The 24,772-nt window shown below is 49.6% G+C and carries 25 protein-coding genes; 19 read left to right on the top strand and 6 right to left on the bottom strand.

Features of this window, described 5'->3' with window-relative positions:
- Positions 1–8: 8 nt before the first annotated feature.
- The 19 genes from J4G02_01495 to J4G02_01405 all read left to right on the top strand — a co-directional run bounded on the left by J4G02_01495 (position 9) and on the right by J4G02_01405 (position 19,377).
- The gene (locus J4G02_01495; GenBank protein ID MCE2393269.1) at positions 9–1,844 is read left to right on the top strand and encodes a tRNA-guanine transglycosylase; all 1,836 of its coding nucleotides are present in this window, start codon (positions 9–11) and stop codon (positions 1,842–1,844) included.
- Between the two features lie 17 nt (positions 1,845–1,861).
- Positions 1,862–2,071 (top strand): hypothetical protein, encoded by a 210-nt coding sequence (locus tag J4G02_01490; GenBank protein ID MCE2393268.1) that lies wholly within the window; start codon positions 1,862–1,864, stop codon positions 2,069–2,071.
- 305 nt (positions 2,072–2,376) lie between these two features.
- Complete coding sequence (locus J4G02_01485; GenBank protein MCE2393267.1) at positions 2,377–3,564, top strand: aspartate aminotransferase family protein; 1,188 nt, start codon at positions 2,377–2,379, stop codon at positions 3,562–3,564.
- Between the two features lie 316 nt (positions 3,565–3,880).
- Positions 3,881–4,144 (top strand): type II toxin-antitoxin system HicB family antitoxin, encoded by a 264-nt coding sequence (locus J4G02_01480; GenBank protein MCE2393266.1) that lies wholly within the window; start codon positions 3,881–3,883, stop codon positions 4,142–4,144.
- Between the two features lie 164 nt (positions 4,145–4,308).
- Positions 4,309–4,866, top strand: coding sequence for a peptidylprolyl isomerase (locus J4G02_01475; GenBank protein ID MCE2393265.1), 558 nt, complete (start codon positions 4,309–4,311; stop codon positions 4,864–4,866).
- A 26-nt stretch (positions 4,867–4,892) separates the two neighbouring features.
- Positions 4,893–5,954: a KamA family radical SAM protein gene (locus tag J4G02_01470; protein MCE2393264.1), complete on the top strand. Its 1,062-nt coding sequence runs from the start codon at positions 4,893–4,895 to the stop codon at positions 5,952–5,954.
- Between the two features lie 135 nt (positions 5,955–6,089).
- The gene (locus J4G02_01465; protein MCE2393263.1) at positions 6,090–6,272 is read left to right on the top strand and encodes a DUF433 domain-containing protein; all 183 of its coding nucleotides are present in this window, start codon (positions 6,090–6,092) and stop codon (positions 6,270–6,272) included.
- A gap of 79 nt (positions 6,273–6,351) precedes the next feature.
- A complete protein-coding gene (locus tag J4G02_01460; GenBank protein MCE2393262.1) occupies positions 6,352–6,828 on the top strand; it encodes a hypothetical protein in 477 nt (158 codons plus the stop codon).
- A gap of 1 nt (position 6,829) precedes the next feature.
- Complete coding sequence (locus tag J4G02_01455; GenBank protein ID MCE2393261.1) at positions 6,830–7,486, top strand: T9SS type A sorting domain-containing protein; 657 nt, start codon at positions 6,830–6,832, stop codon at positions 7,484–7,486.
- Complete coding sequence (gene folB / locus J4G02_01450; GenBank protein MCE2393260.1) at positions 7,486–7,854, top strand: dihydroneopterin aldolase; 369 nt, start codon at positions 7,486–7,488, stop codon at positions 7,852–7,854. The genes J4G02_01455 and folB overlap by 1 nt, the downstream gene beginning before the upstream one ends.
- Positions 7,847–9,121 (top strand): phosphodiester glycosidase family protein, encoded by a 1,275-nt coding sequence (locus J4G02_01445; GenBank protein ID MCE2393259.1) that lies wholly within the window; start codon positions 7,847–7,849, stop codon positions 9,119–9,121. The genes folB and J4G02_01445 overlap by 8 nt, the downstream gene beginning before the upstream one ends.
- A gap of 333 nt (positions 9,122–9,454) precedes the next feature.
- The gene (locus tag J4G02_01440; GenBank protein MCE2393258.1) at positions 9,455–9,856 is read left to right on the top strand and encodes a RidA family protein; all 402 of its coding nucleotides are present in this window, start codon (positions 9,455–9,457) and stop codon (positions 9,854–9,856) included.
- Positions 9,857–9,971: 115 nt separating this feature from the next.
- Positions 9,972–11,927 carry an OPT/YSL family transporter gene (locus J4G02_01435; protein MCE2393257.1) on the top strand — a complete coding sequence of 652 codons (1,956 nt, stop codon included), beginning with the start codon at positions 9,972–9,974 and terminating at the stop codon, positions 11,925–11,927.
- Between the two features lie 45 nt (positions 11,928–11,972).
- The gene (locus tag J4G02_01430; GenBank protein ID MCE2393256.1) at positions 11,973–12,797 is read left to right on the top strand and encodes a sugar phosphate isomerase/epimerase; all 825 of its coding nucleotides are present in this window, start codon (positions 11,973–11,975) and stop codon (positions 12,795–12,797) included.
- Positions 12,798–12,803: 6 nt separating this feature from the next.
- The gene (locus J4G02_01425) at positions 12,804–14,243 is read left to right on the top strand and encodes a sulfatase-like hydrolase/transferase (GenBank protein MCE2393255.1); all 1,440 of its coding nucleotides are present in this window, start codon (positions 12,804–12,806) and stop codon (positions 14,241–14,243) included.
- Positions 14,244–14,263: 20 nt separating this feature from the next.
- Positions 14,264–15,685 carry a nicotinate phosphoribosyltransferase gene (gene pncB, locus J4G02_01420; protein ID MCE2393254.1) on the top strand — a complete coding sequence of 474 codons (1,422 nt, stop codon included), beginning with the start codon at positions 14,264–14,266 and terminating at the stop codon, positions 15,683–15,685.
- Positions 15,686–15,991: 306 nt separating this feature from the next.
- Complete coding sequence (locus J4G02_01415; protein MCE2393253.1) at positions 15,992–16,552, top strand: ATP-binding protein; 561 nt, start codon at positions 15,992–15,994, stop codon at positions 16,550–16,552.
- A 242-nt stretch (positions 16,553–16,794) separates the two neighbouring features.
- The gene (locus tag J4G02_01410) at positions 16,795–18,120 is read left to right on the top strand and encodes an NCS2 family permease (GenBank protein ID MCE2393252.1); all 1,326 of its coding nucleotides are present in this window, start codon (positions 16,795–16,797) and stop codon (positions 18,118–18,120) included.
- 39 nt (positions 18,121–18,159) lie between these two features.
- Positions 18,160–19,377 (top strand): class I SAM-dependent methyltransferase, encoded by a 1,218-nt coding sequence (locus J4G02_01405; GenBank protein MCE2393251.1) that lies wholly within the window; start codon positions 18,160–18,162, stop codon positions 19,375–19,377.
- On the opposite strand, the gene J4G02_01400 is transcribed toward J4G02_01405, so the two are convergent.
- The 6 genes from J4G02_01400 to J4G02_01375 form a co-directional block, all read right to left on the bottom strand.
- Positions 19,366–20,154 carry a sugar phosphate isomerase/epimerase gene (locus J4G02_01400; GenBank protein ID MCE2393250.1) on the bottom strand — a complete coding sequence of 263 codons (789 nt, stop codon included), beginning with the start codon at positions 20,152–20,154 and terminating at the stop codon, positions 19,366–19,368. The two genes, J4G02_01405 and J4G02_01400, sit on opposite strands and share 12 nt — an antisense overlap.
- 64 nt (positions 20,155–20,218) lie before the next feature.
- Positions 20,219–21,301: an exo-alpha-sialidase gene (locus J4G02_01395; protein MCE2393249.1), complete on the bottom strand. Its 1,083-nt coding sequence runs from the start codon at positions 21,299–21,301 to the stop codon at positions 20,219–20,221.
- Between the two features lie 122 nt (positions 21,302–21,423).
- Entirely contained in the window at positions 21,424–22,125 is a 702-nt protein-coding gene (locus J4G02_01390; protein ID MCE2393248.1) for a polysaccharide deacetylase family protein, read from the bottom strand.
- A gap of 33 nt (positions 22,126–22,158) precedes the next feature.
- Complete coding sequence (locus tag J4G02_01385; GenBank protein MCE2393247.1) at positions 22,159–22,902, bottom strand: fatty acid desaturase; 744 nt, start codon at positions 22,900–22,902, stop codon at positions 22,159–22,161.
- A gap of 4 nt (positions 22,903–22,906) precedes the next feature.
- Positions 22,907–23,563, bottom strand: coding sequence for a carotenoid biosynthesis protein (locus J4G02_01380; GenBank protein ID MCE2393246.1), 657 nt, complete (start codon positions 23,561–23,563; stop codon positions 22,907–22,909).
- 58 nt (positions 23,564–23,621) lie between these two features.
- Positions 23,622–24,767, bottom strand: a complete 1,146-nt coding sequence (locus J4G02_01375) for a glycosyltransferase (GenBank protein ID MCE2393245.1) — start codon at positions 24,765–24,767, stop codon at positions 23,622–23,624.
- Positions 24,768–24,772: the final 5 nt, after the last annotated feature.

The following is a 24,772-nucleotide window of genomic DNA, read 5'->3' as shown; positions in this document are numbered from 1 at the left end:
GAATTAAAATGAGTGACACGTCAGATTATCAAACGACAGTCCAGCGGCAAGCTGGCAGGATCGGAGAACTCCACTTACAGCGCAACGGGATCGCACTCCCACCGCTATCAACACCAATTTTATTTCCCGTCCTCTCATTCATGACGAGCACGAGCACAAATGGGGGTGGGATATGGAAATACCTGCTGAAAGACGTTATGAAATACGACGTGCCAATCCTCTCGCAGGTATTACATTTCCTCGATTTTAACCTCAGAGGCAAGCACATCGGCTACTGGCGAGAAAAACCGATGCGCGAACGCTACCGAGAGCCCAACGGCCCCTATGATGCCCCCATGTTTCTGGATTCGGGCGGCTTCAAACTGCTCTACAACGCCGGGCTTTCCCTCTCAGAATTCGGTATCCATAAGGAGACCGAGGCGGATAATATTCTAGACTTCCAACTCGATCTGGGTGGTGATATCATCGCTTCCCTCGATTATCCACTACCGCCCGGTCTCGTCCGCGCCGAAGCCGAAATCCGTATGGATCGGAGCCTTCAGAATGCGTTCCGAGTTGCAGAGAAACTCGCAGCTATGGACAACCCGCCCTACCTGTACATCTGTTGTCACGGACAATCCAGAGAAGATATTCAAATCTACGTCACGCATGTTTTTGAGCGGCTGGTGGGAGCGCTCCCCTCCTTCGGACTTGCAGTCGGCTCGCTCGTACCATTGCGGGGCGACAACGATTCAGAGGTGCTATCCCGGATATGTGGTGTACTCGACGCCATCCCGGAATCAGCACGGGACCGGACACCGATCCACGCCTTCGGCGTTTCTGGCAATCTAACCCCAATACTCGCTTACTTGGGGGTCGATAGTTTTGACAGCACGAGTTACATTCAAGCTGCGCGTAGCTTAAGCTATTCACATCCGGAGACAGGGAAAAAACTAAAGATCCTGGAGTTGGATACGATGGAGTGCACCTGTCGTGTCTGTCGGGAGTCTTCGCTCGAAGAGATGCAACAAGCATTCATGGAAGCAAAAAGCTATCGACTCACCTCAACGGGAAAATACAAAAGCTACTACTACGCCAAAATTGCGTTGCACAATTTTGAGATGGAGGTCAAAACTCTCAAACACATGGTGAAGGGAATTAAAGCCGACAATTCGCTCGCAGCAGTAGTCGATCACGCCTCAAAGGCACGCGGTGTTCGGGACGCAGTTAACTGGTTAATCGAAAACGACAATGATTTTGCAACGAAGATGTCAAAGACCGTGGTCTCCACACCTAAACGTTTGACGACTCAACGGACGCAACCATCGCTCTCGTTGAACTATACTCCCGACTCGTTTTCAATACCCCCAGATTATCAGCCTCCTCCAGAAAAACGGATTCTTTTGACAATCCCTTGTGCTGGCCAGAAGCCGTATTCCCTGTCACGCACCCATTCCATTGTAAACACCACACTCCGCACCGCATTTGGCGGGGATCAGCAGTTCATCCATAAAATCACTCTATCGGGACTTTATGGACCCGTCCCCGAAGAATTTGAATCGCGGGAGGCAGTAGTCCGCTACGACTTTCAGTTGTTGCCTCGGAACGCTGCCCAAATTCAACTCAGCGCAGATAGGTTCAACGCCTATCTCGATCGGCATAAAGCACACTATGAACTGATCGTGGGTTATGCTACAAGCCGTGCCTACCGCAAGGTCTTAGAGCTGGTCGGCAAGCATCACCCGGATTTCATCTTGCTACCAACTAAGCCCAAGCAGAAAAGACTTTCCGAGTTTTTCCGACACATCCATCTCGACGAACTCATAAAAATATTATCCAGTGTATTGGCTAAAAAATCGAAATAGGATTTTAGTTGAATTCCATGAAAACCAAAAGTCATCTGGAAGTTGGCCTGTGTCAGACCTGTCAGCACGTCAAAATAATCGAAAACGCCAATTATAGTCGTTTCTATCTGTGCCTCCTTTCAAACTCCAACCCTGACTTTCAGAGATATCCACGTCTACCCGTGCTAACCTGTCCCGGCTACCACCCCCAGAAGGAAACAACCCGTCAGAAATACCACGCATCCTAACTTGCTTGAAGGAATACTCGGAAATTTCCTATTCTTGACGACTTTGATCTTGAATATCAACCACGTTTCCCTTATAATATTTGATAATGTGTCAAGTTCATATATCCAGTCACCAAACCTACTTCCATACAGAGTTTTCACGCTCAAATATAAAAAGAATATGTAAGGTTTGATGGGTATGCGCTCCACTATTGGATCTTTACACTATTTAACAGATCGCCGCAAGGCAATCAGGGCTTCTTAGGTAAGTAGGGCACAACCATCGTTGTTCCCCGCATACATTAGCCCCAAAAGGAGGACAGGAAATGACAACAGCGGAAATTAAAGCAATGGCTACAGAGTATATTATGAACACATACGGTGAACGCTCGCTGGCGTTTGTCCGTGGAGAAGGGGCTTATCTTTGGGATGCAGAGGGCAAGAAATACCTCGATTTCCTAGGTGGTCTAGCCGTCAACGGATTGGGACATTGCCATCCTAACGTGGTCGCAGCCATCCGTGAGCAAGCAGGGAAACTCCTGCACATCTCCAATCTCTACTACATCGAACCACAAGCCCGGCTCGCGAAAATGCTTATTGATAACTCTGATATGGATCAATGCTTCTTCTGCAACAGCGGTGCCGAAGCCAACGAAGCCGGGATTAAACTTGCACGGAAGTTTACCAGAGACCAAGGCAGAGACGCGTACGAGATCATCACGATGGACAACTCATTCCATGGGCGTACAATGGCAACGATAACCGCAACCGCTCAACCCAAATATCACAAGGGTTTTGAGCCGATGGTTCCGGGGTTCACCTACGTCCCGTACGATGACCTCTCCGCTGTGGAAGCCGCAATCAGTGACAAGACCTGCGGCATCCTTGTGGAAGCGATCCAGTCCGAAGGCGGAGTCAACACACCGGGCAGCGGTTACATGGAAGGGCTGCGCGAACTCTGTGACACACATAATCTGGTCCTCATCCTTGATGAAGTACAAACGGCGATGGGACGGCTAGGTCCACTATTTGGGTATCAAAGTTACGGCATTATCCCGGACATCATCACAATGGCAAAGTCCCTCGGTGGAGGGGCGCCAATCGGTGCGATGCTCGCTAAAGGGCATATCGCAGCAAGTTTTGTCCCCGGCACCCACGCGGCGACGTTTGGAGGAAATCCGCTAGTGACCGCCGCAGCATGTGCAACAGTCCAAACCATCCTCAATGAAAACCTAGGCGAAAATGCGGTCAAAATGGGTGACTATTTGGAAAACAAACTGATGGCATTTAAAGACCAATACCCGATCAAAGAGGTACGCGGCAAAGGCTTGCTGCGTGGGTTGGTGCTGTCTGTTGATGCCAACGCAGTCGCCGCGAAGTGTATCGAAAATGGCTTAATCACGATTTGCACAAATGATTATGTCCTTCGCTTCTTGCCACCGCTCAATATCACCGCTGCCCACGTTGACGAAGCGGTTTCGATCGTCGAGAAATCGCTAGCTGAGACTCTCTAATACAGATGACAAAAGTAACTGAGGGGTGCTCATCGTTACTGTAGAAGGATCATCCGTGCTAGGCAAGCGGAAGCATTGACATGAAGCGAAGAGAGAGACTATTAGCAAAAGCGCGAAATAACCCCAATAGCCTACGCTTTCGTGAATTTGAAATCCTGCTTACTCAATGTGGCTTGGGTTTTCGACCATCAGACCGGTAGCCATCGCATCTCGTATTCACCGCGAGGCTATCGGCTACCAATCCAACCCAAGCGGTCACAAGCAAAGGGGTATCAGGTAAGAGAATTTCTCAGACAACATGCTCAAGGAGATCACAATGAATAACGACATATTCAACGGATTCACCGTAAACATATTTCTTGATGAAGACGGCGATTATCTAGCCCATTTTGTCGAGATGCCCAATATATCCGCATTCGCAGACACACCGGAAGGGGCACTGAAAGAACTCACAGTTGCTTGGCAAGGAGTCAAAGAGAGTTACCGAAAACATAACGACCCCATCCCAAAAGCACCTCCACGGAAAAGGCAAGCGTCTGCACCTTCCCTAGTGTCGGCCGGGACTGTCACACCCCAATAACAAAGTCTTCCATATTGGGTGTTTGATGTATTATCAACATCGGTCAGAAGGTTAGGTGATTTACTCGTTAAACAGAACCAGAAACCGAGCTTTTGCCAAAAACTCGGTTTCTACACATAGGAGAAAAAATAAGACTCAAAAGTATAGAGTCTTTCTTGACACTAATGCCAACTACAAAATCTGTGTTATGGTTGTGGACCATCATCCTCACCACCTGCAACGGGTGTGACAAAACCAAACCCAATGCAATCTTGGAGACGAACAAAGGACGGATCGTTATCGAACTCTACCCCGATGCCGCGCCGAAAACAGTTGATAATTTCGCAACCCTCATCCAACAGGGGTTCTACGACGGGCTCTCCTTCCATCGGTATGTGCCTGAATTTGTAATCCAAGGAGGCGACCCAACGGGTGACGGCACCGGAGGACCCGGGTGGATGATCTACGGCGAATTCCAAGACCCTCAACTTCGGTCGAAAATGCCCAAGCACGAAAAAGGGACTGTCGCAATGGCACGAACGCAACAGCCGAATTCTGCGGGCAGTCAATTCTATATCTGCTTGAATCCAGACTCCAACGGATATCAGCACCTCGAAGGCGAATACACCGCCTTTGGGCGCGTCATCGAAGGGCTAGACGTCGTTGATGAACTTCGACAAGGTGATAGGATGAATAAAGTTACACTCAAGGACTACGAGCCGACAACAGAAAGCGAGAAATAACTTTACGAGAAAGGCAAATAAATCTCATGGAAGAATGGAAAAAGCTCGTTCGGGATACCGTCAATACACCTGAAAAACTTGCTGCTATTTTCGATGTAGATCTCGACGAGATAAAGCGCGTTCACGAAGTATTTCCTATCCGTATCAACCCTTACTATTTAAGCCTGATCGAGGAGCCGGGAGACCCGATCTGGAAACAGGTTGTCCCAGACCCAAAGGAACTGATCCGAACCGGTTTTGAAGAAGACGATCCACTCGGCGAAGAAGATGATAGCCTTGTCCCCAACGTCACGCATCGCTATCCGGATCGGGTGCTGTTTTACGTCAATTACATGTGCCCGATCTACTGCCGATTCTGCACTCGAAAGCGTAAAGTGGGAGATCCGGATTCCATCCCCGACAACAATATCGAAATGGGCTTGGACTATATCCGAAGTCACCCTGAAATCCGTGACGTAATTATCTCCGGGGGGGATTCGTTGATGCTGACGGATCGGAAGATCGATTATATCGTCGGCAGTCTCCGCGCCATTGAACACCTTGAAATTATCCGAATCGGTTCGCGTGTTCCAGTCACTTTACCACAACGTATCACGCCGGAGTTATGTGCGATTCTCAAACAGTACCACCCTTTTTATATTAACACCCACTTCAATCACCCGCGAGAAGTTACGCCGGAAACTGAGAAAGCGTGTGGCATGTTAGTAGATGCCGGTATCCCTGTCGGCAATCAGGCAGTCCTGCTCAAAGGCGTCAACGACGATCCCGCGGTCATGGTTGATTTGATGAAGAAACTCCTCAAAATCCGCGTCAGACCCTACTATATCTATCAGGCAGACCTCGTTTACGGAACAGATCACTTCCGCACGTCCATCAAAACAGGCCTGGAAATTGTCTCCGCATTGCGCGGGCATATCTCTGGGCTCGGTGTACCACACTATGTGGTTGATGCCCCCGGCGGCGGTGGAAAAATCGCGCTCATCCCAGATCCAGTCGTGTCGTTCGACGATGATGAAATCCAGTTGAAAAACTACGAAGGCAACACCTACAGCTATCCAAGCACCTCTTTCTACGATGAGGATTGGTAGGATTTTAGAACCTGTTTGAAAAAGAAAACAAACTCAACCCCGTAGGCGGGGCATCTTGCCCCGCCACGATTAGAAAAGTTAAATCTCATAAAAAAAGAACAGATTATTACATGTGATGAAGAGATCGTCAGTGGAATGCCCGTCTTTGCCGGTACGTGTGTGCCCGTCGCGATATTGATTGATTACCTTAAAGCAGGGGACTCCTTGGAACGTTTTCTGGATGGCTTTCCTACAGTCAAGCGTGCACAAGCCATCGCTTTTTTAGACATGGCTCTCGAAGCTGCCCTGATAGAAGAACCAAGTGTACGCCCTGCTTAGCGCAAAAACGATCGTCTCAATCGGTATTCAACAAATTAAAGTCTTGTTTGTGTTGTCCTTAAAACAAACCGTGCAAAATATGAAAAAACTGCGACTTTGGGCGTTTACACTCCTACTGCTTTCTCCTCTATTGCTGCCCATGAGGGTATCCACTGCCCAGTTGGATATGGATGACAGCGCGATTTCAGGTGATCTGTTTGACAGAATATCCCCGCCAATCACTGACTTTTTTATCTCTGCCCAACAGGTATCTGCGGGACCACCAACAAAAAAAAGTCCCAGAGACTTTATCGGTCGTATCTATGCGCCCAAACCCGAAGATTGGAAAGTGCGTTCTGAAGCGCATCCCATAATAGGCGTGCCCAATACACCGTTACCCCTTCCCTTTGCTGTCGCCGTGCGAAACTTAGACGATGGTTTTCCGCTTAGCGGGCTGCCCATCACGTTTGCAGTCACCGCGGGCGGTGGAACATTTAGTGTGCCCCGCGCCCTAACCGATCACACCAGTATAGCAGAGACCACACTCACACTAGGACCAATCTGCCGCTGGAATTGAGGTGCCAGCGACCTTCCACGCCATCTCCGATACGGAAGCACCACCGATTATAGCAGATGTCAACAACGACGGTGTTGTGAATGTCCTAGACCTCATCTTGATTGCATCCAATTTCGGGCAGTCTAGGCAGAATGATGCAGATGTCAACCGAGATGGGGTTGTCAGTATTCTGGATCTGGTATTAGCTGCGGGCATGTTTGAGGAAGAGGCAGCCGCGCCATCAGCACAATCACAAGTGCCTGAAATACCCACAGCGGTAGAAGTTCAAGGGTGGCTGACTGACGCGAGAGCACTTCAGGTTAGGTATCCCCTCATGAAACGAGGAGTTCTGGTGCTTGAACAGCTCTTGGTATTCTTAACTCCAAGGGAGACGGAACTACTAGCAAACTTTCCAAATCCCTTTAACCCAGAGACGTGGATACCGTATCGGCTAGCTGAGGATGCTTTCGTCACCTTGACCATCTATGACCTAAGCGGTCAGGTTGTCTGCACGCTGGATGTTGGGCATCGGATCGCATCGGCCTACGAAAGTCGGTCAAGGGCAATCTACTGGGCTGGAAAAAACGGATTGGGTAAGCCGGTGGCAAGTGGTGTGTACTTTTACACCCTGACGGCGGGAGGCTTTTCCGCCACACGGCGGATGTTGATACTGAAGTAATGGACAAAATCATTCTCAAAGGCATTCAATTTCACGGCTATCACGGCGTCGCAGAAGCAGAGCGTCAGCTTGGGCAGAAGTATGAAATAGACCTTGAGCTGATGACCGATCTCTCCGACGCCGGCAAAACCGATGACCTCACCCGCACAATCGACTACGCCCAAATTGTCCAACTGGCAATTGAAATTGGAACCCAGCAGTCATTCCAACTCTTTGAAACCCTCGCCGAAACGATTGCGGAGGCAATCCTCGCTCAATTCCAAATCGAGGAAGCCCGAATAACCGTCAAAAAATTATCACCTCCCATCGCACCAACCCTCACCTATGCAGGCGTCGAAATCCATAGAAAGCGAAAGCCAAATGGCTAACCCCGTAATCCCCTCCTTCCATCAGACATCACAGACGGATCCAACCTACCGGGATTTCACGTTCCACGTTTCAGGTTTCATTCTCAGCATCTGCCTTTTTGTGATTACCGGTCAATCCGTCCAAGCAGCTATCCATCGTACAAATCTGTTTAGCGATCTGCATCCGGGCGTCCATATCTATCGGTACGATTGGCGCGAGGAGGGGTGTGTCATCTACGTCGCCGAAATGGATCGCTCCCATATCGACCTCCATTTTGAAGCAGCAATCGCCAGGGACCAGATCCTAGGCAAGGAAACCGTCAGTTCCATCGCACATCGACGCTCACAGCGTGGTGACCGCCGCGTCTTGGTCGCCATCAACGGTGGATTTGGCGTTCTCGGTGATATGAGAGGATATGGAGGCGCGTTGGAAAATCTACATATCCAAGCCGGGGAGTTGTTGACGCAGCCTGCTTCGGATAGAGAGGCGTGTTTCGGCGTAACATCAGATGGCGAATTCTTGATTGGGCCCGTCCAAATGGAAGCTGCCGTGACCATCGGGACATATAACTTCCCACTGGAGTGCATCAACCAAAGATTCCTCGATGGCTGCCAATCCATCCTTTATACTCCCCGCATGGGCGACTCCACACACACGAATCGTAAGCGCGCTTATGAAATTACCTTAACTGGATTCAATTTGCCAATCACACCTAAATACGAGAGCGAGTTTGTTATTGATCGGTTTGGGAAAGGTGGTAACAACCCGATTCCCGAAAACGGTGTAGTCATCTCCTTCCGCTCACGAATCGACAAAAAGTTGGAGACACAGTTAAGTGCAGGAAAACACGGAAAGATCGAAATTGAGCTCAAGCCAGCTATCTGGAATCGCGCAATTCAAGCAATCGGCGGTCGAATCCGACTTGTGAAAAGTGGACGGGTGAACGAAATCCTAGAAAAGCATCACCACGCCCAGAAAAATCACACCCCCGGAAAACGGCAGCGCGACTTGGCGTTGAGCTACGAACCACGCACAGCCCTCGGCTACAATGAACAGAAGTTGATTCTGATTGTCGTGGACGGGCGAAGGGCGGATTATAGCACCGGATTATCCCTATATCGACTCGCGAGCCTCCTTATCGAATTCGGCGCAAAAGAGGCAATTAATCTGGACGGCGGCTCATCAAGCACCTTCGTGGTCGATGGAAAAATCGTCAATCGGCCCTCCGGACAGAGTGAACGTGATGTCCTCAACGCCGTTTTTATTACGGTCAATCAGCCCCGGTAAATGCGATGTAACGAAACCAGATCTTTGATGTAGGGAACAACGATCGTTGTTCCCTACGGAATAGTGGATTCTTGGTAAGGGTTTATTTTAACGCAATTTGCCACCTAAAGCCCCAGTGAACCGACACGTCTCTCAGTAGATCAAGATTTCATCCCACTCAATTTACATCCCACACAACAAAGCACATCTCACCAGATTTGTCACCAAAAGTTTTTCGTAGCCTTACACTCGAATTTGTGATAACATCCCACACAACAAAGAACCTTGAGCCGTCCCGTCTGTATCCAGTCTTCAACAAACAAAACTACCAACCCAAATATAAGGAGCCATAAAATGCCAGACCGAGTTGAACTGAATCCACCCTGGCCTTGGGCGAGCCAATTCCGAATAGCCCAAGGAGTACAGGTAGGAAACACCGTATATGTATCAGGACAGGTCGCCTTCGATCCACAGGGCAATTTAGTTGGCGGGGACGACATGGGGGCACAGGCGCGACAAGTTTTCGTCAATGTTCAATCGGTCCTCGCTGAAGCCGGCGCAACTATGGAGGACGTGGTAAAAATCACCGCCTTTCTTACCGATATGAGCCGCTACGCAGAGTACGCAGCCGCGCGTACAGAGACATTCCCAAACAACATTCCGGCTAGCGCCACGGTCGCCACGCCAACATTGGTGAACAGCGACCTGCTTGTCGAGGTCGAAGCAATCGCCGAGATCGGTTGCGGTGGGACATAGTTGTAAGGCACACTCCACTTTCCCAGAACGGAATTGTCGTATCACCAATAACGGCGCGGTATAGCGCATCTTCGAGGCAAAAAGCAGTGATTCATTGAAGGCCCATTTTTTGACAATGCGAAGCGATAGCCCAACGAAAGACACGTCCATCACCTTCCAAAGTGGCTTAACGCTTAAATCCTGTCTAATCACCCTACTACTCATACCAATCACTGCGTATTGGCTAATCGAACTTGAGGTCGTCCGCTATACTTTCCCGACAATTATTCACCCGTTTTCAAATGTCATTTTCGTCATTTTTTGGCTCCTGCTGATTCGGCATATACTTGTTAAAATCTCTCCAACGCTCGGTCTCTCTCAGCAGGAGCTTCTCACCATCTACATCATGTTGGGGTTCGTTTCCTGCCTCTGTTCGTATGACATGATGGAGATCTTAGTCCCGATTTTGGGACATCCGTTTCGGTTTGCAACCCCCGAAAACGGCTGGCGAGAACTGCTTTTCAAGCACCTTCCCGAATGGCTTACCGTGCGGGATGAAAAAGCCCTGACACCATTTTATAAAGGAGGTACAACTCTCTACGAAGAGGGGTATTTTAAGGCATGGCTCATCCCCGGCGTTGCTTGGATCGCCTTCCTATTTGCACTGATGGTTGTGATGTTGGGACTCACCACCCTGTTGCGAAAGCAGTGGACGGAACACGAGCGATTGACATATCCACTGATTCAACTCCCGTTGGAGATGACCAATCCTAGGTCTAGCTTCTTTAAAAACAGACTGATGTGGCTTGGCTTCGGTATCGCTGCCTTAATCAGTATCGAAAACCTGCTCAATTCAATCTACCCCGCGTTCCCCTACATCCCCGTCAAACGTCAGAACATCCATCAGTTTTTCACGGAGCGACCTTGGAACGCGATGGGCAGCGTAAGGCTCTCTTTCTACCCCTTCGTCATCGGTATCAGCTTTCTTATGCCGCTTGACCTCCTGCTTTCGTGTTGGGTGTTTTACTGGGTTTTCAAAATTGAGTTGATGGTCGGTAATATCATGGGTTGGCAGGGGTTACCACGCTTCCCCTATATCGCTGAACAGAGTTTCGGCGTGTATATTGGGCTATTCGCGGTTGCATTGTGGACAGGAAGGGCGCATTTTACAAGATTAGGACGCCATCTGTTCAGCAGTACCACATCCACGTCACAACTGGATGACTCCCATGAGCCGATGCGGTATCGGTTGGCATTTGCGTGTGTGGTCTTTGGCACGATTTTCTTAACAGTCTTTTCCTATAAAGCAGGTATGCCCCTATGGGTAATACCACTATTCTTTGGGATTTACTTCTTACTGGGGACGATGATTGCGCGGCTGCGTGCGGAAATGGGATTCCTGTGCCACGATTTTCAAAATGGTGTCGATCCGCATCATATGATTATCGACGCCTTCGGGACACGCCGACTCGGTGCTGGTGCCCTCACCGTTTTTACGTTGTACATGCACGTCACTTTCGCAAACCGTACCAACCTGATGCCGCAGCAACTGGAAGCCTTCAAGATTTCGGAACGGCGAAATATTAATCCCCGCCATATCGTCATCGCCATCGTGCTCGCAACACTCATTGGGGCAATCGCAACGTACTGGCTTTTGTTGGACAACTACTATCGACACGGTGCCGAATCGGGATACTACATGGGCCCAACCACAGGACGGGGCTGGATTTATCACCGACTTGAAAGCTGGCTGAACTCCCCTCAAGAGCGAGATGAACCCGCGCTTGCCTTCATGGGTGGCGGACTCGGTATAGCGGTAGTCCTGATGTTGCTGAGAGGGCGTTTCTTGTGGTGGTCGCTCCACCCCCTCGGCTATGCAATGGCGGATAGTTGGGGGATGTACAATCTATGGAGTTGCCTATTCGTCGCTTGGGCGTTGAAGGCAGTCATCCTGCGCTATGGGGGTCTCAATGCCTATCGACGCGCTATCCCCTGCTTTTTGGGGTTGGCGTTGGGAGATTATCTGTTAAGCAACATCTGGGGAATTTTGAGTATTCTAACCAATACACCTTTATACCAATTTTTCCCCTAGCCCGCTTGTCTTTTTATCAAATTTAACGGAAACGAAGGTGTAACCATGAAACTAAGCTGTATACCCGTTTCGCTCTACGAAGATATTTTTAGCGGTGAAAAATCAGTCATTGATTGGATCCGTTTCGCCAATACTCTAGGGCTGGAGGGAGTTGACTTCAGCATAAAATTCTTCCCGAGCCGAGATGAGGATACCCTTAATGCAATCTCTGAGGAAGGGCAAAAGATTGGTATTGAGTTTTGCGCTGTGGCGTGTTATCCTGATTTTACACATCCGGACGCAGATCAACGCGCACTAGAAATAGAACAGATGAAAGCAGACATACAACTGACAGCGGCACTTGGCGCCAAATACGCCCGCGTAACCGCCGGACAGAATCACCCCGGCACGGATCGGTCAGAAGGAATCCGATGGGCAGTGGATGGACTCCGTCAAGTCGTCGATGAAGCAGATAAGTTGGGGGTAACTTTAGTCTACGAAAATCACACAAAAGGTGCTCCCTGGCACTATTGGGACTTCTCACAACCTAGCGATATTTTCCTAGAAATTCTCAACAGCCTTGCGGATACGTCTCTCAAGGTCTGCTTTGACACCGCAAATTCGCTTGTTCTCCGAGAAGATCCAATAGCGCTGCTAGAAGCCGTGATAGACCGAGTGGAAGTTGTTCATGTGTTTGACATCCGTACCCCAGGTGAATTCGAGACCGTCCTTGTTGGCACGGGAGCATCACCTATCAAACAGGTTTTCTCCATTCTGAAACGAAACGGCTACGATGGCTGGTTAAGTATTGAGGAGGCAAGTCGTACAGGAGAAGCCGGATTTGAAAAAGCTGTCCCCTTCGTTCGCCGTGCATGGGAGGAGGTCTCATAGCATAAAATGAACATTATCTGCATTTGCTTAGACACATTTCGAGCCGATATCATCGGCTCCGGCAAAAAGTACAGCCACACACAGACGCCCAACCTAGATGCCTTTGCAGCCGAAAGCATTCGGTTCACACGGGCATTTGGGGAAGGTCAACCCACACTTCAGATTCGCCGTGGACTGTTCACTGGAATGAGGAGTTTTCCGTGGCGATTCAACTTCGACCGCCGGGGACATTGGCACCACGCACCCGGTTGGCATAAAATCCCTCCAGAGCAAGATACAATCGCTGAAGTCCTACTAGAGAGAGGCTATCTGACAGCCTTGATTGCCGATACCTATCACATGTTCAAACCTACAATGAATTTCTCACGCGGGTTTGCTCACTTGGACTTCATCAGAGGACAGGAATCGGACAACTGGCGAAGTGGCGATCCCCGTCTGATTGAAGATCAACTAAGACAGCACGTCAGGGAACCGATTGACTGGCAGCGCCACGCAGGTTTGGTCAACTACCTACTCAATCAACGACATCGGCGCTCTGAAGATGATTACAGCTGCGCTCGTGTATTTCGGTCCGCCTGTGAATGGCTCGACGATAATCACACGGTAGGGCCGTTCTTCCTATGGATAGACAGCTTTGATCCACACGAGCCGTGGGATCCACCACCCGGCTATGCAGATGCATATCTCCCCGACTATTCGGGCAAAGACTTCATCACGCCAGGCGCAGCATCTGAACAGGGCGATCCAACGGAAGATGAACTCCGCAGGATCGAAGCGCTCTACCTCGGCGAAGTTACCTTCGTCGACAAATGTATTGGACGCCTGCTCTCCAAAATAGAGGAGTTAAAGCTACGCGATGACACGCTGGTGGTAGTTCTCTCCGACCACGGCACCCAACTTCGTGATCAAGGACGTTTCGGAAAAGGTCCCGACCAGCTGCACCCATTCAATACCCAACTGAATCTGTTGATTCGCCATCCAGAACGACAACAAGCCCAGGAGGTTGATGCGTTTGTTCAGAACCACGATCTGATGCCGACCTTGCTACATCAGCTTGGCATTCCATGTGATTGGACAGACGGGGTGGACTTCTGGCAACTGGTGACAGGTGAAAAATCATCTATCCGCGACCGAATCATAATTGGTTGGGCAAATTTCGCAACAGGCAACGCACGGGGTCGCGTGAGCGTAAGAGATGAACACTGGAACTTTTGCACCGCCGTCGGTTATGACGATTCGGACGGTGATGAACTCTTCAACTTGGTAGATGACCCCGCAGAAATCCATAATGTAGCAGAGAATCATCCAACTGTGGTCAATGCTTGCCGCACGGAAGTAGAAGGATTGCTTGGCCAACCTCTACCGGGGCGTATGATTGAGGTGTGCGATCCGGCACCGGGACCGATGACGCACTGGCTACAGCAAAAACTCCAGCAATTCAACTGACAAGCCAAGGGAATTGAACGATGACCAAAGCACTCCAATCCGGTCTCCTCACCGAATCGAATATGGCACTGTTCGCTGACTATTATGAATTCACCATGGGCAAGGCGGATTTTGACAGTGGGAACAACGCAATCTGCACTGAGAACTACTTCGTCCGCTTCATTCCGCAGGGCGAGTATATGATTACGGCAGGACTGGAGCAGGTGATCCACTACATCTTGAACCTGCGCTTTACCGATGCAGATCTCAAATGGCTGAAGGAAAGCAAGGCGACGCCGGATATGAGCGATGATTTCCTTGATTACCTGCGTCACTTCAAATTCGATGGCGATGTCTATGCGGTGCCTGAAGGGACACCCGTCTTCGCAAACGAGCCGCTGATCAATGTAACAGGCAGATCTATCGACATCCAGATCTTCGAGACCTATCTCCTCAACGTGATGAATTTCCAGACGTTAATCGCCACGAAAACCGCGCGGATTGTTCATGCAGCACGCGGACGCACCTGTTTCGACTTCGGAGCGCGCAGGGCGCATGGGCGAGATGCCGGCATTCTGGCTGCACGGGCATCATTCATTGGTGGTGCTGCCGGTACGTCCCTCGTCATTGCGGGTCAATACTTCGACATCCCTTACGTCGGGACAACTGCACACAAGTTCATCATGGACCGTTCGTCTGAACTAGCGGCGTTTCGAGACTATGCAAAATCTTTCCCACACAACACCCTCCTCCTGATCGACACCTACGATACCATTCAAGGCGCAAAAAACGCCTGTATTGTTGGAAAAGAGATGCAGGCAAGAGGTGCACAACTGAGAGGGGTTCGGCTTGATAGTGGTGATCTGCTAACACTAAGCAAGGCGGTGCGAGCAATCTTCGACGAGGCGGGGCTGCACGATGTACAGATCTTCGCTAGCAACGACCTTGACGAATTTCAGATTGATAAACTATTGGCTGCAGGTGCCCCGATTGACGGTTTCGGCGTTGGCACCCGTTTGGCAACGGGAGCAAATTTCAACCCGCTCACCGGTGAAGGTGGTCCATCGGCGCTGCCCGGTGTCTACAAGCATGTCGAGCGAATCGAGGACGAGAAGGCTACTGTCACCATGAAGTTAAGCGAGGAAACAGGCAAATCAACCCTTCCCGGCAGAAAGCAGCTCCATCGCATATACGATGATGATGGAAATTACGTTAAGGATGTGATCGGTCTCTGGGAGGAAGATCTCCAAAACAGTGAGCCGCTGCTCGTGCCGGTAATTAACAAGGGTGAGCTAGTCTATTCATTCCCTGACTTGGCTGCGATGCAGGCAACAGCAAAAACCGAGCTAGCGAGGCTGCCCGTATTCTATAAAAGATTGACGAAGGCGGACGAATATCCTGTTGTTTTGAGTGCGGGATTGGAGGATTTATTGGAGAAATTGACACAAAACAGGCAACATTGATATACTTTTCAATAAGTAATAGGCCTTACGCAGTTGAGTGCTCAAAACCCTGTAGTTCGGCGATGAATCGCCGCAGAACACAATGTCCAACACCCGATGAATCGGGTAACTACAGTGGGAGCACCATCAAGGAGTGTGTAGGGAATAACGATCGTTATTCCCTACGGAAGTGCGTAACTTCTAAGGTAAATTGACTTAGAACCTGTTTGAAAAGTCATTTGATTCAGCATATCTTCAGAATAGACGGAGATATACCGCCTATTCGTATTCAAACTTGGGAGGGTATTCAGAAGGGTATCCAGAAACATGAGCAGTAAACCCAAATGCATTATCGTCACAGGCCGTCCGGGCTCAGGGAAAACAAGTCTATCCAAGAAACTCGCTGAACGACTGTGGATGCCGGTCATCAGTCGCGACGAAATCAAGGAGGGCTATGTCAACACCCATGGTGTCAAGCACGATCAACTTCCACCGGACACCAATGGTGTGGTCACCAATTTCTTCTTCGAGATAGTGAATCAGTACCTCGCCGGTAAGATCTCTGTCGTCATAGAAGCGGCCTTTCAGCACAAGGTCTGGGAACCAAGGATGCCCAAAATCCTTGAATTGGGCGATCCTTTCATTGTTGTATGCTCCGTTGACGGGATGGTGGCAGCAGAGCGCCATCTCCAGCGCGGCCTGGAGGATCCAAGCCGGGAGTTCTACCACGGCGATAAGCGCGTTGAAGTCTACAGGAAAACTGGTGTAATGTCGCCCCCTGGTAACTATATGGCGCCAGATTTCAACGTGCCCACAGTTCATGTCTCAACAGAAGGGCAATACTCACCCAGTATAGATGAGATTGTGAACCTTGTTTTGCAAATATGATTGTTTCTTTGAGTTTGGGTTATGTTATCGACTTCACGAACAAACGTGACAAGGCAAAAAAATCCTGTCTGGCTTGCACCAAGAAGTATTATTGTATTGAGAGATGAAGCTAGATATGAGTGGTTACACGGTATTGCCCCTAGAAAATCAGACCAGTGGGATGGTCAAACCTACGAGAGGCAGCGTAGGCTATCGCTAACATTTAGAAAGGTGATTCTCGAATAATCGTCAGGAGGTAACTGATGCTCGAAAAATTGTTCCGTTTGCAAGAGTCAGGAACAACTGTTAAACGTGAAGTTGTTGCAGGCTGTACAACGTTCATGACATTGTCCTACATTATCTTCGTCCAACCGGCGGTGCTGTCGGCGGCGGGGATGGATTCCGGCGCAGTGATGGCAGCAACCTGCATCACTAGTGCATTGGCAATGGTGTTGATGGCACTGCTCGCCAACTATCCAATCGCCCTTGCGCCGGGGATGGGACATAACTTCTACTTCGCCTTCACGGTCTGTCTCACCCTCGGCGTATCGTGGCAAAACGCGCTCGGTGCCGTTTTCATCGCAGGGGTGCTGTTTATCCTGCTCTTCTTTGTCGGTTTGCGTGAAAAAGTGATGACTATTCTGCCCGTTTCGTTGAGGAACGCCATCCCTGCCGGAATTGGGTTGCTCATCGCGTTGGTAGGCTTGGAATGGGCGGGCCTTATCGTCGACCATCCAGCAACCTATGTCACCCTCGGCGATCTGAAATCACCCCCGGCACTCCTCTCGCTGTTCGGAGTGATCGTGATAGCTGTCCTGTTTGCTTTGAAAGTGCGAGGCGCAATCCTGATCGGCATTATTGCCTCAACCATTGTTGGACTCATCACCGGCATGGTGAAATTTCAAGGGGTTGTTTCCGCACCGCCGTCCATCGCTCCCACCTTCCTCCAACTCCAGATCCCGAACATTCTCGTAGACCCGAAGATGATTTCGGTCATTTTTATCTTCATTTTCCTGGATCTGTTCGATACCGTTGGAACGTTGGTCGGTGTCGGCGAACAAGGTGGATTTATGGTCGATGGCAAGCTGCCGAAAGCCAAACAGGCACTGCTCTCTGATGCGGTCGCCACAAGCGCAGGCGCCCTGCTCGGCACATCAACGGTTACCAGTTACATTGAGAGCGCGTCGGGGATCTCCGCAGGAGGGCGCACAGGCCTAACCAGCATCGTGACAGCGGTTCTGATGCTGCTCGCTCTATTCTTCAATCCACTAATCAAAATGGTAGGCGCCGGATACCCCATCAGTGAAACTACGTCCCTCTATCCCATAGTTGCCCCGGCACTGATTATCGTCGGAAGCCTTATGCTCAAAAATGTGGTCTCCATCGATTGGGACGACACGACAGAGTCTATCCCAGCATTTCTGACCCTGCTGCTGATGCCCCTCACGATCAGCATCACGGAAGGAATCGCGTTTGGGTTCATCTCCTACGCCCTACTAAAACTGGTCACCCGTCAAGGGAAACAGGTGCACTGGCTGATTTACCTGTTCGCAGTGCTTTTCGTGGCGCGATACATCTGGCTCATCTGATCGCCAGAGAAAAATATACTTCAACCATTTCTACCTACTATGCCTCCATTTCGCCGGATCGGTGACATCGGTGATGTTTACGTGCCGACCCAATTTCGAGAAATTGCCGCAGAAGACGCTTCATGGAAGCTGTTCACACGCAGCGAACTGGGACAATTCGATCGAATTTTCACCCACCTGCGCCGCGGTGGCGTAGCAATCCTGTCCGGCGACTGGGAGCAAGTGACGAGGGTCATGGATTACATTGGACGGAAAAAGGATGAGATGATTCGTCCATCCCGCGAAGGTGGGCGGGACAGAAAAAGGTCGGGTCGGGACAAAGACAGATGGCAACCCCAAATGGGAAGCGAGAAACGCAAATCACATTCGGGGTTGGGGAGTGTAAATCCCACACAAGAAAGGGAAAAAGCACTGTCGCGCTTGATGTGCTGGGCAGATCCAACCGGCACCTTACAAGTAACCCCACCGCCAAGTCTACCCTATCTCCTTGAATGGATTGGCGAAAATCAGGGCGCAAGTGAAGGACGACCGTTTCTAATACCCATCGCCAAGATTCAGAATATTCAAAGGGCACTTGCAGCGACTTATCCGATTCGTGCGCTCGGGGTGCCGCTGGTTGCCTCCGACAACGTGCTTCCACCCCATTCTCAGGAAACGATTGAACTGTTCCAGCAGGGATTGCAAAGCGTTAAACCGCATCTACCGCACAGTACAACGGTGCTCGATATGGGTTGTGGGTGCGGGTGTCTTACACTGCTCGCTGCGCAGGAAGTGGGAGATTTGGGAGTGAAAATCTACGCGTCGGATCTGCTGCCCGAAGCGGTTGCGACAACCCGCCTCAACCTTCTGCGTTTCACCGATAAGCGCAATGCTCCGTCACAAATCCAACTCATGCCGGCGGGCGACCTTTTCCAGCCGGTGTCAGCACTTCGTTTCGATCTGATTATTTTCAATGCACCGTGGGTGGTTTCGCGCCCGCGGACCCGAGCAGAGATCGCCATCCACGACGAAAAACAACGGACCCTTCGACGCTTTTTCGACGACCTTCCCAGTTACCTCAACCCAAGAGGTCGAGTGCTGATTGGGTATGCAGATGCCTCCGGCAAAAAAGCCGTTGCGCACCTCGACGCAATGATCAGCTCTGTGGGTTTAACCGTCTTGCACCGATTCAAGGAACGGGTGGCGACCCATAGAACAAAGCGGAAATGGGAAAATATCACGGTTTATGAACTGGTCAACGAAAAGTCAGACGCCTAAACCTTGCCGAATAAAATTCCGACTGGCTTTGGCACATTCCAATGGAGTCTTATCTCCCATCGGACCATTCTGCTCCACCGTAATCCAGCCCGAATAACGTTTCTCCCTCAGAATCCGAAACACGCCTTCATAGTCGCAGTCGCCAGCGCCAACCTCTGTCCTTAAGTCGAAATCCTCGCACCAATCCTTAAACTCCAGAAAATCGATCCGATCCCAATTTCGCTCAAGGAAGATGGACGCGCGCTGTTCCACCGGATGCCCCACAAAATCCTTGGTCGCGTGTCCGACATCCAAGAAACCGAAGAACTTGGTGGGATCTGTTTTGTGTAGCAACTCCTCAGTCTCCTCCAACGTCTCGCCGGTGTGATGGGTGTGATTGTGGAAGCAGGCACGAACGTCATACGTCAGCGCAATCTCGCCAATTTGGTTTAGCAGGTCAGCGATTTCGTTCATGTCTGCCCCCTTCTGTGCCAAACCACCTATCGTGACCAGATGCTTCGCACCGAGCTGCTGCATAGCCTCACAGACACGGTTGACCCTATCGAAGTCACGGTCTATGACCAGATCAACACTTACCACGGGGAGTCCACGATCTGTTATCCGCTCGAGAAAGTCCGTCTCCTTAATAAGCCGAAGCAGCACCCTCTCAAATGTGGCAACACCCGTATAGCCCGCTGTCGATACATCGTCAATCCAAGCAGGCATCTCTTCGTTAGGCAGATCGCCACCCCACATCAGACTCATACACGCGAGTTGAATATCAAGCGTTTCGCTCATATTTACTCCAATCGGTACAGTTGTTCAAATCGGATTAAATTGAATTCTCGACTACAACTTTTTATCACGAAACCTCCTCGACAATCGTACCTTCAATGCCTCGATGGCCATCCGAATAGACATAGTAATACACCACCAACACACGACCGTCTTCAAGTTCAACTGACCAAGGATAACCGCAATCGGAATCGTGCGAATCGCTTCGGATAACAAGCACCGGTGCGGTGTCCAAGTCACTTCCCTCCGGTTCGAGGATACGTGCTAGGCAACCCCGCTGTCCGGGCCAGCGTGTCCCGACAGTGGTGAAGATACGCCCATCCCGCAGTCCAAGCATGTGACCGGGGCAGCCGCGGATTGCCGTCTGTCGCCACGGAGACCATGTTTCCCCACCGTCGGTCGATTCCACTAACGCGAGGCACACCTCGCGGCTAGCTGCACCGGGCCCAGGGTGGCATCGAAAGAGAACGATAATCTTTCCACTAGGGGTGAGATGGATGGCAGGCTCACTGAAGTGGGTAACAGGGTCTTCCGCAATCCGCCCACCGTACTCCCACGTCCTCCCCATATCCCTTGACACCCGCAACATACCAAAGAAAGGCATTGAGCCGTCCGGATGATCGGTCGCCTTGCTCGGTAAGAGCAAACGTCCGTCGGGCATCTGTATCAACCCGCTCCGGGCAATCCCCGAATGAGACGCAGGATGCCCCCACACGGCATCAGGCAATGGTGGGAAGCGTACCGGTTCGGTCCAAGTGTGCCCATCATCCTGGGAACGCACCCAGAATGGGATACCCGCGTGAGCATCCCATTCGCCACCTTCGCGCTCTTCAGCCTCGGGAACTAGCGCAACATTGGAAGCGTGAAGGAAGATGCTCCCGTCCGCAAGGGTATGCGTACCGAAGTCAAGTACACCGCCCAACGGATCGATGGTAACCAAGTGTTGATCACTCCAAGTTTGCCCTTCATCCTCTGAGCGACAGGCACGGACATCAAATAACGGGTGACTGTGGTGAGAATAACCCACGAACGGTGAACGATGAAACAGAACTAACAGATTCCCACTGGGTGTACGCACTAGGTTGGGGTGGGCACCGTACCAGCCCTCTTCACGATAAATCGTTATATGGTCTACAACGCGCCAACTCATTCGACCTTTCTCCTTTGCACCAATTGAAATCTCCAGAAAATCAGATGTCTAAATCTAAAGGACTTTTTGGTAAAGAAATCCTGCGGAAATAGGTCTCTGCCACAATTTCCTGAGACTATATCTTAACAGATGTCTGCTCTTAAACCGTCCCTAATTGTACAAAACCGGTATTTCTTGCGTTTGAGTTTCGTGATAATTCGGTCTGTTGCTTCGAGTGTACCCGCACGGTCCGCATGTGCATTTTCCGCTTTTCCATCATGTAATACAATTATTGAACCGGGCCCTGTTTTTTTTAATACCCTTTGGGCAATTCTATCCGGATTCTGGGTAGTCCAATCCCAACTCCACACATTACAACTAATATGTGCTCTATCAGCTTTCGCGAGAAACCATGCGACTGGCAGAAATCTTGTTAACATCGGTGCACGAAACGCGATCTCACCCGCAGCCCCTAACTGTCGAAGAAGGCTGTCCGTGCGTTCAATTTCTCGTCGAATACGAGCAGGCAACCGGAAACCCAACACAGGATGGCTATAGGAATGATTACCAATCTGATGTCCCTCAACGATGACGCGGTGCACCGTTTGGGGATGTTTTTCGATCCGATTTCCAATCATGAAGAATGTAGCTTTGACCTTGTGTTTGGCGAGCACATCAAGTAACCGATCGGTGTAGGGCGGATGAGGCCCGTCATCGAAGGTGAGCGCGACTAACCGTTGCTCCGTGTCCAAACGAATAACATTCTTCCCAAATGGTGGCTTAAAGAAGAGCCGCAGTAACATCATCATTACAATTCCTACCACAGCAGTGATTACTAAACTCATAGGAGATGTTTTCTCTGTACCAAAAACCGAGGATTATCCAATGGGACGACTATGGCGATATACATGATTCAAAGATTTCATCTTTCGTATTGTTGGCAGCTTCCACCATGGAATGTATGGATACTCGTGATGTTCCCAATGGTATCCGAAGTGATAGCAGGTGATAAACGAACAGAACGTAGAATACGCATTGCTCTGTGCACGGTGCGGATTGTTATATCCACCTGCCGGCATTCGGTGTGGTAAATATGTCCCGAAATAAAATAACTGTACCGTGCTAAGTAGCGCAGGAGAGACCCAAAACAGAACCAAGTTGAAGCTAGAGATAGCCAAACCATATTCCATGATTTGAAATGCAATCGCCATCCCAATTACCTGTTTCCAACTCAGGTAGGTTTTCATAAAACAGAGATACCACACTAAAAAGCTACTGTGTTGTCCATCGTGAAAATCTGGGTCCGTATCGCTTGCAGGTGTTCGATGGTGTTCCCAATGCTTTTCTTGTAATTTGCGATATGAGAATAGTGCGTATAGCCTGACAGCAATTGCGCCGATTATATTGTTGACCCATGGATGAGTCGGACAAACTGTACCGTGCATCGCATCGTGCGCCGTAATGAACAGACCGGTATAAAGAAATGTCTGACAAACTATGCACACAGGTATTAGCGCAATGTTGATATCAGCCACATTGAACGTGAGTAAAATTGAGAGACTCAATCCCCATAGTCCTATAATCGTTAACCCAATGAATAAGCCTTTTTTTGTTGATTTCATACTTTTAACTTTTCAGGCATACCAATCCGAAATAAGCGAGTTGAGCAAAATAAAAATGAAAGGCGATTCGGGGTAACGAGCGATGGAACAAACCAACTCGTAAACCGATCGTCGTAAAGATAAAACTCAATCCAAACCACGCTAGATAGTTCTGCAAAGGAATGTGGTCATTCACCCATATCCAGTAGTTCAATTTTACTGCCGCAGGCTCCAGCAATAGGTCGAAACAAACCATTAACAATGCAACAAAACACGTCAACTTAACAAGACTCCTAGCTACGGATTTCGGTGCAATTGTTTGGGCAACAGCCATTGAAGCAATAAGCATTACAAACCAAGCACCTCCAATAGAGATTGGCACACCATCAATTGACGGACGTAGTGTTTGTCCATATACATACGAACCAAAAATCTTACCTGTCCGTACACCAAGCCATTCAATTCCAAAACTAGCGATAATAATACCTACACCCCAGAGGGCCAGCTTTAGCCTTTCACGCTGTGAATATATCTGCCAACATTCCCAAAATAGCCAAACACCTAAGCCAAACATGATTGGCGAAGCAAGTGCTCGCATAACCTCTTGGAAAACGTTGAGCATGTGCCACAGTCCACCTGCGCCTAAAAATAGATATAGCACCCCTATTTTTACTCTGTTCACTACGACACCGGATGCCTAAGCCTATATCGTATAATAATGATACGCATTTGCTCGCTTTTCACAATTTATCATGTATCGACTTGCCCAACTGCAAGTCGATCTGTCGTCCCTTCCATTCCAAGCGACCACGTCTAGCTTGATAGAATGAATTAATCCCAATCAGCAATGTTAGCAAAACACCAAACGGATGCAAAATCACACTTGCAAAGAAAGGGTGTTTATATTTGACCGATAGTATCAGTCGCATCGTAACGTTCATGATGATCGCAACGAGGGAAAGTGCTGTAAATGGCGCGAACCAGACAGTACCGTAGGGCAGAACACACGTGGTAGACAGCAGCAGAATTAAGACAAAAAACGGGATCGTCCGGTAGCTTACCAATCCAAAAAGATTCTTGGAAAATCCGTTCCATACTTCGCTGAACGAATGATACATTCTGCAAGATACCATCTGAGTGCCCGCCAATGTTAAGATTTTAATACCTCTCTTTTTTGCCAATCGACTTAACTCAACGTCTTCAACAATTCGATTCGATAATGCCTCATGTCCACCAATTCGTTGATACGCTTCACGAGTGAAAACAATCCACAGACCACTCGCGGCAGCAAGCGACGGTGAACGACTCAAATATGTAAGCCATAGTGGAAGTCCGGCGTAAACGAACATATCAACCACCGGAACCACAAGTTTTTCCGCCAAGGTCCGTGTCACCTTCTGTGGAAACGCTGACAATAGTCCCAGCTCTAACTTCTGCATATAAGCGATACTATTCGCAATCGCAGTTGGAGCGGGACGGTTATCCGCATCGGTGAAGATGAGTATCTCTCCACTCGCATACTGACTCAGTTGATGGCACGCCCAGTTTTTTCCCGTCCAGCCCGATGGCAGGGGTTGGCCCTGAATTGCTTGAATGTTAACATATTGTTGACTCAACTCCTTGATGATGGATTCCGTGTGATCTGTCGACTGATCATCAAGAACGAGAATCTCAAAGTTATCGTACTTTTGAGCCAAGAATCCTTCGATACAAGCACCGATGTTGGCTTCCTCGTTTCGAGCGGGAATCAGCACTGAAACACGGGGTTCGTTCCGGTAGTTATTGGCTTTTTTGAGCATCGGTGCAGTTACGGCATTGAACAAAGTCACTATCAAGCAAATCAGTAGCAGCCCAGCCGAGATAATCAGCCATGTAAATAGTATCATATCTA

It is taken from the genome of Candidatus Poribacteria bacterium, from assembly GCA_021295755.1.
GTDB lineage: Bacteria > Poribacteria > WGA-4E > WGA-4E > PCPOR2b > PCPOR2b.
The sequence above is the reverse complement of the archived record's forward strand: the minus strand, read 5'-3'. Positions and strand labels throughout refer to the sequence as shown.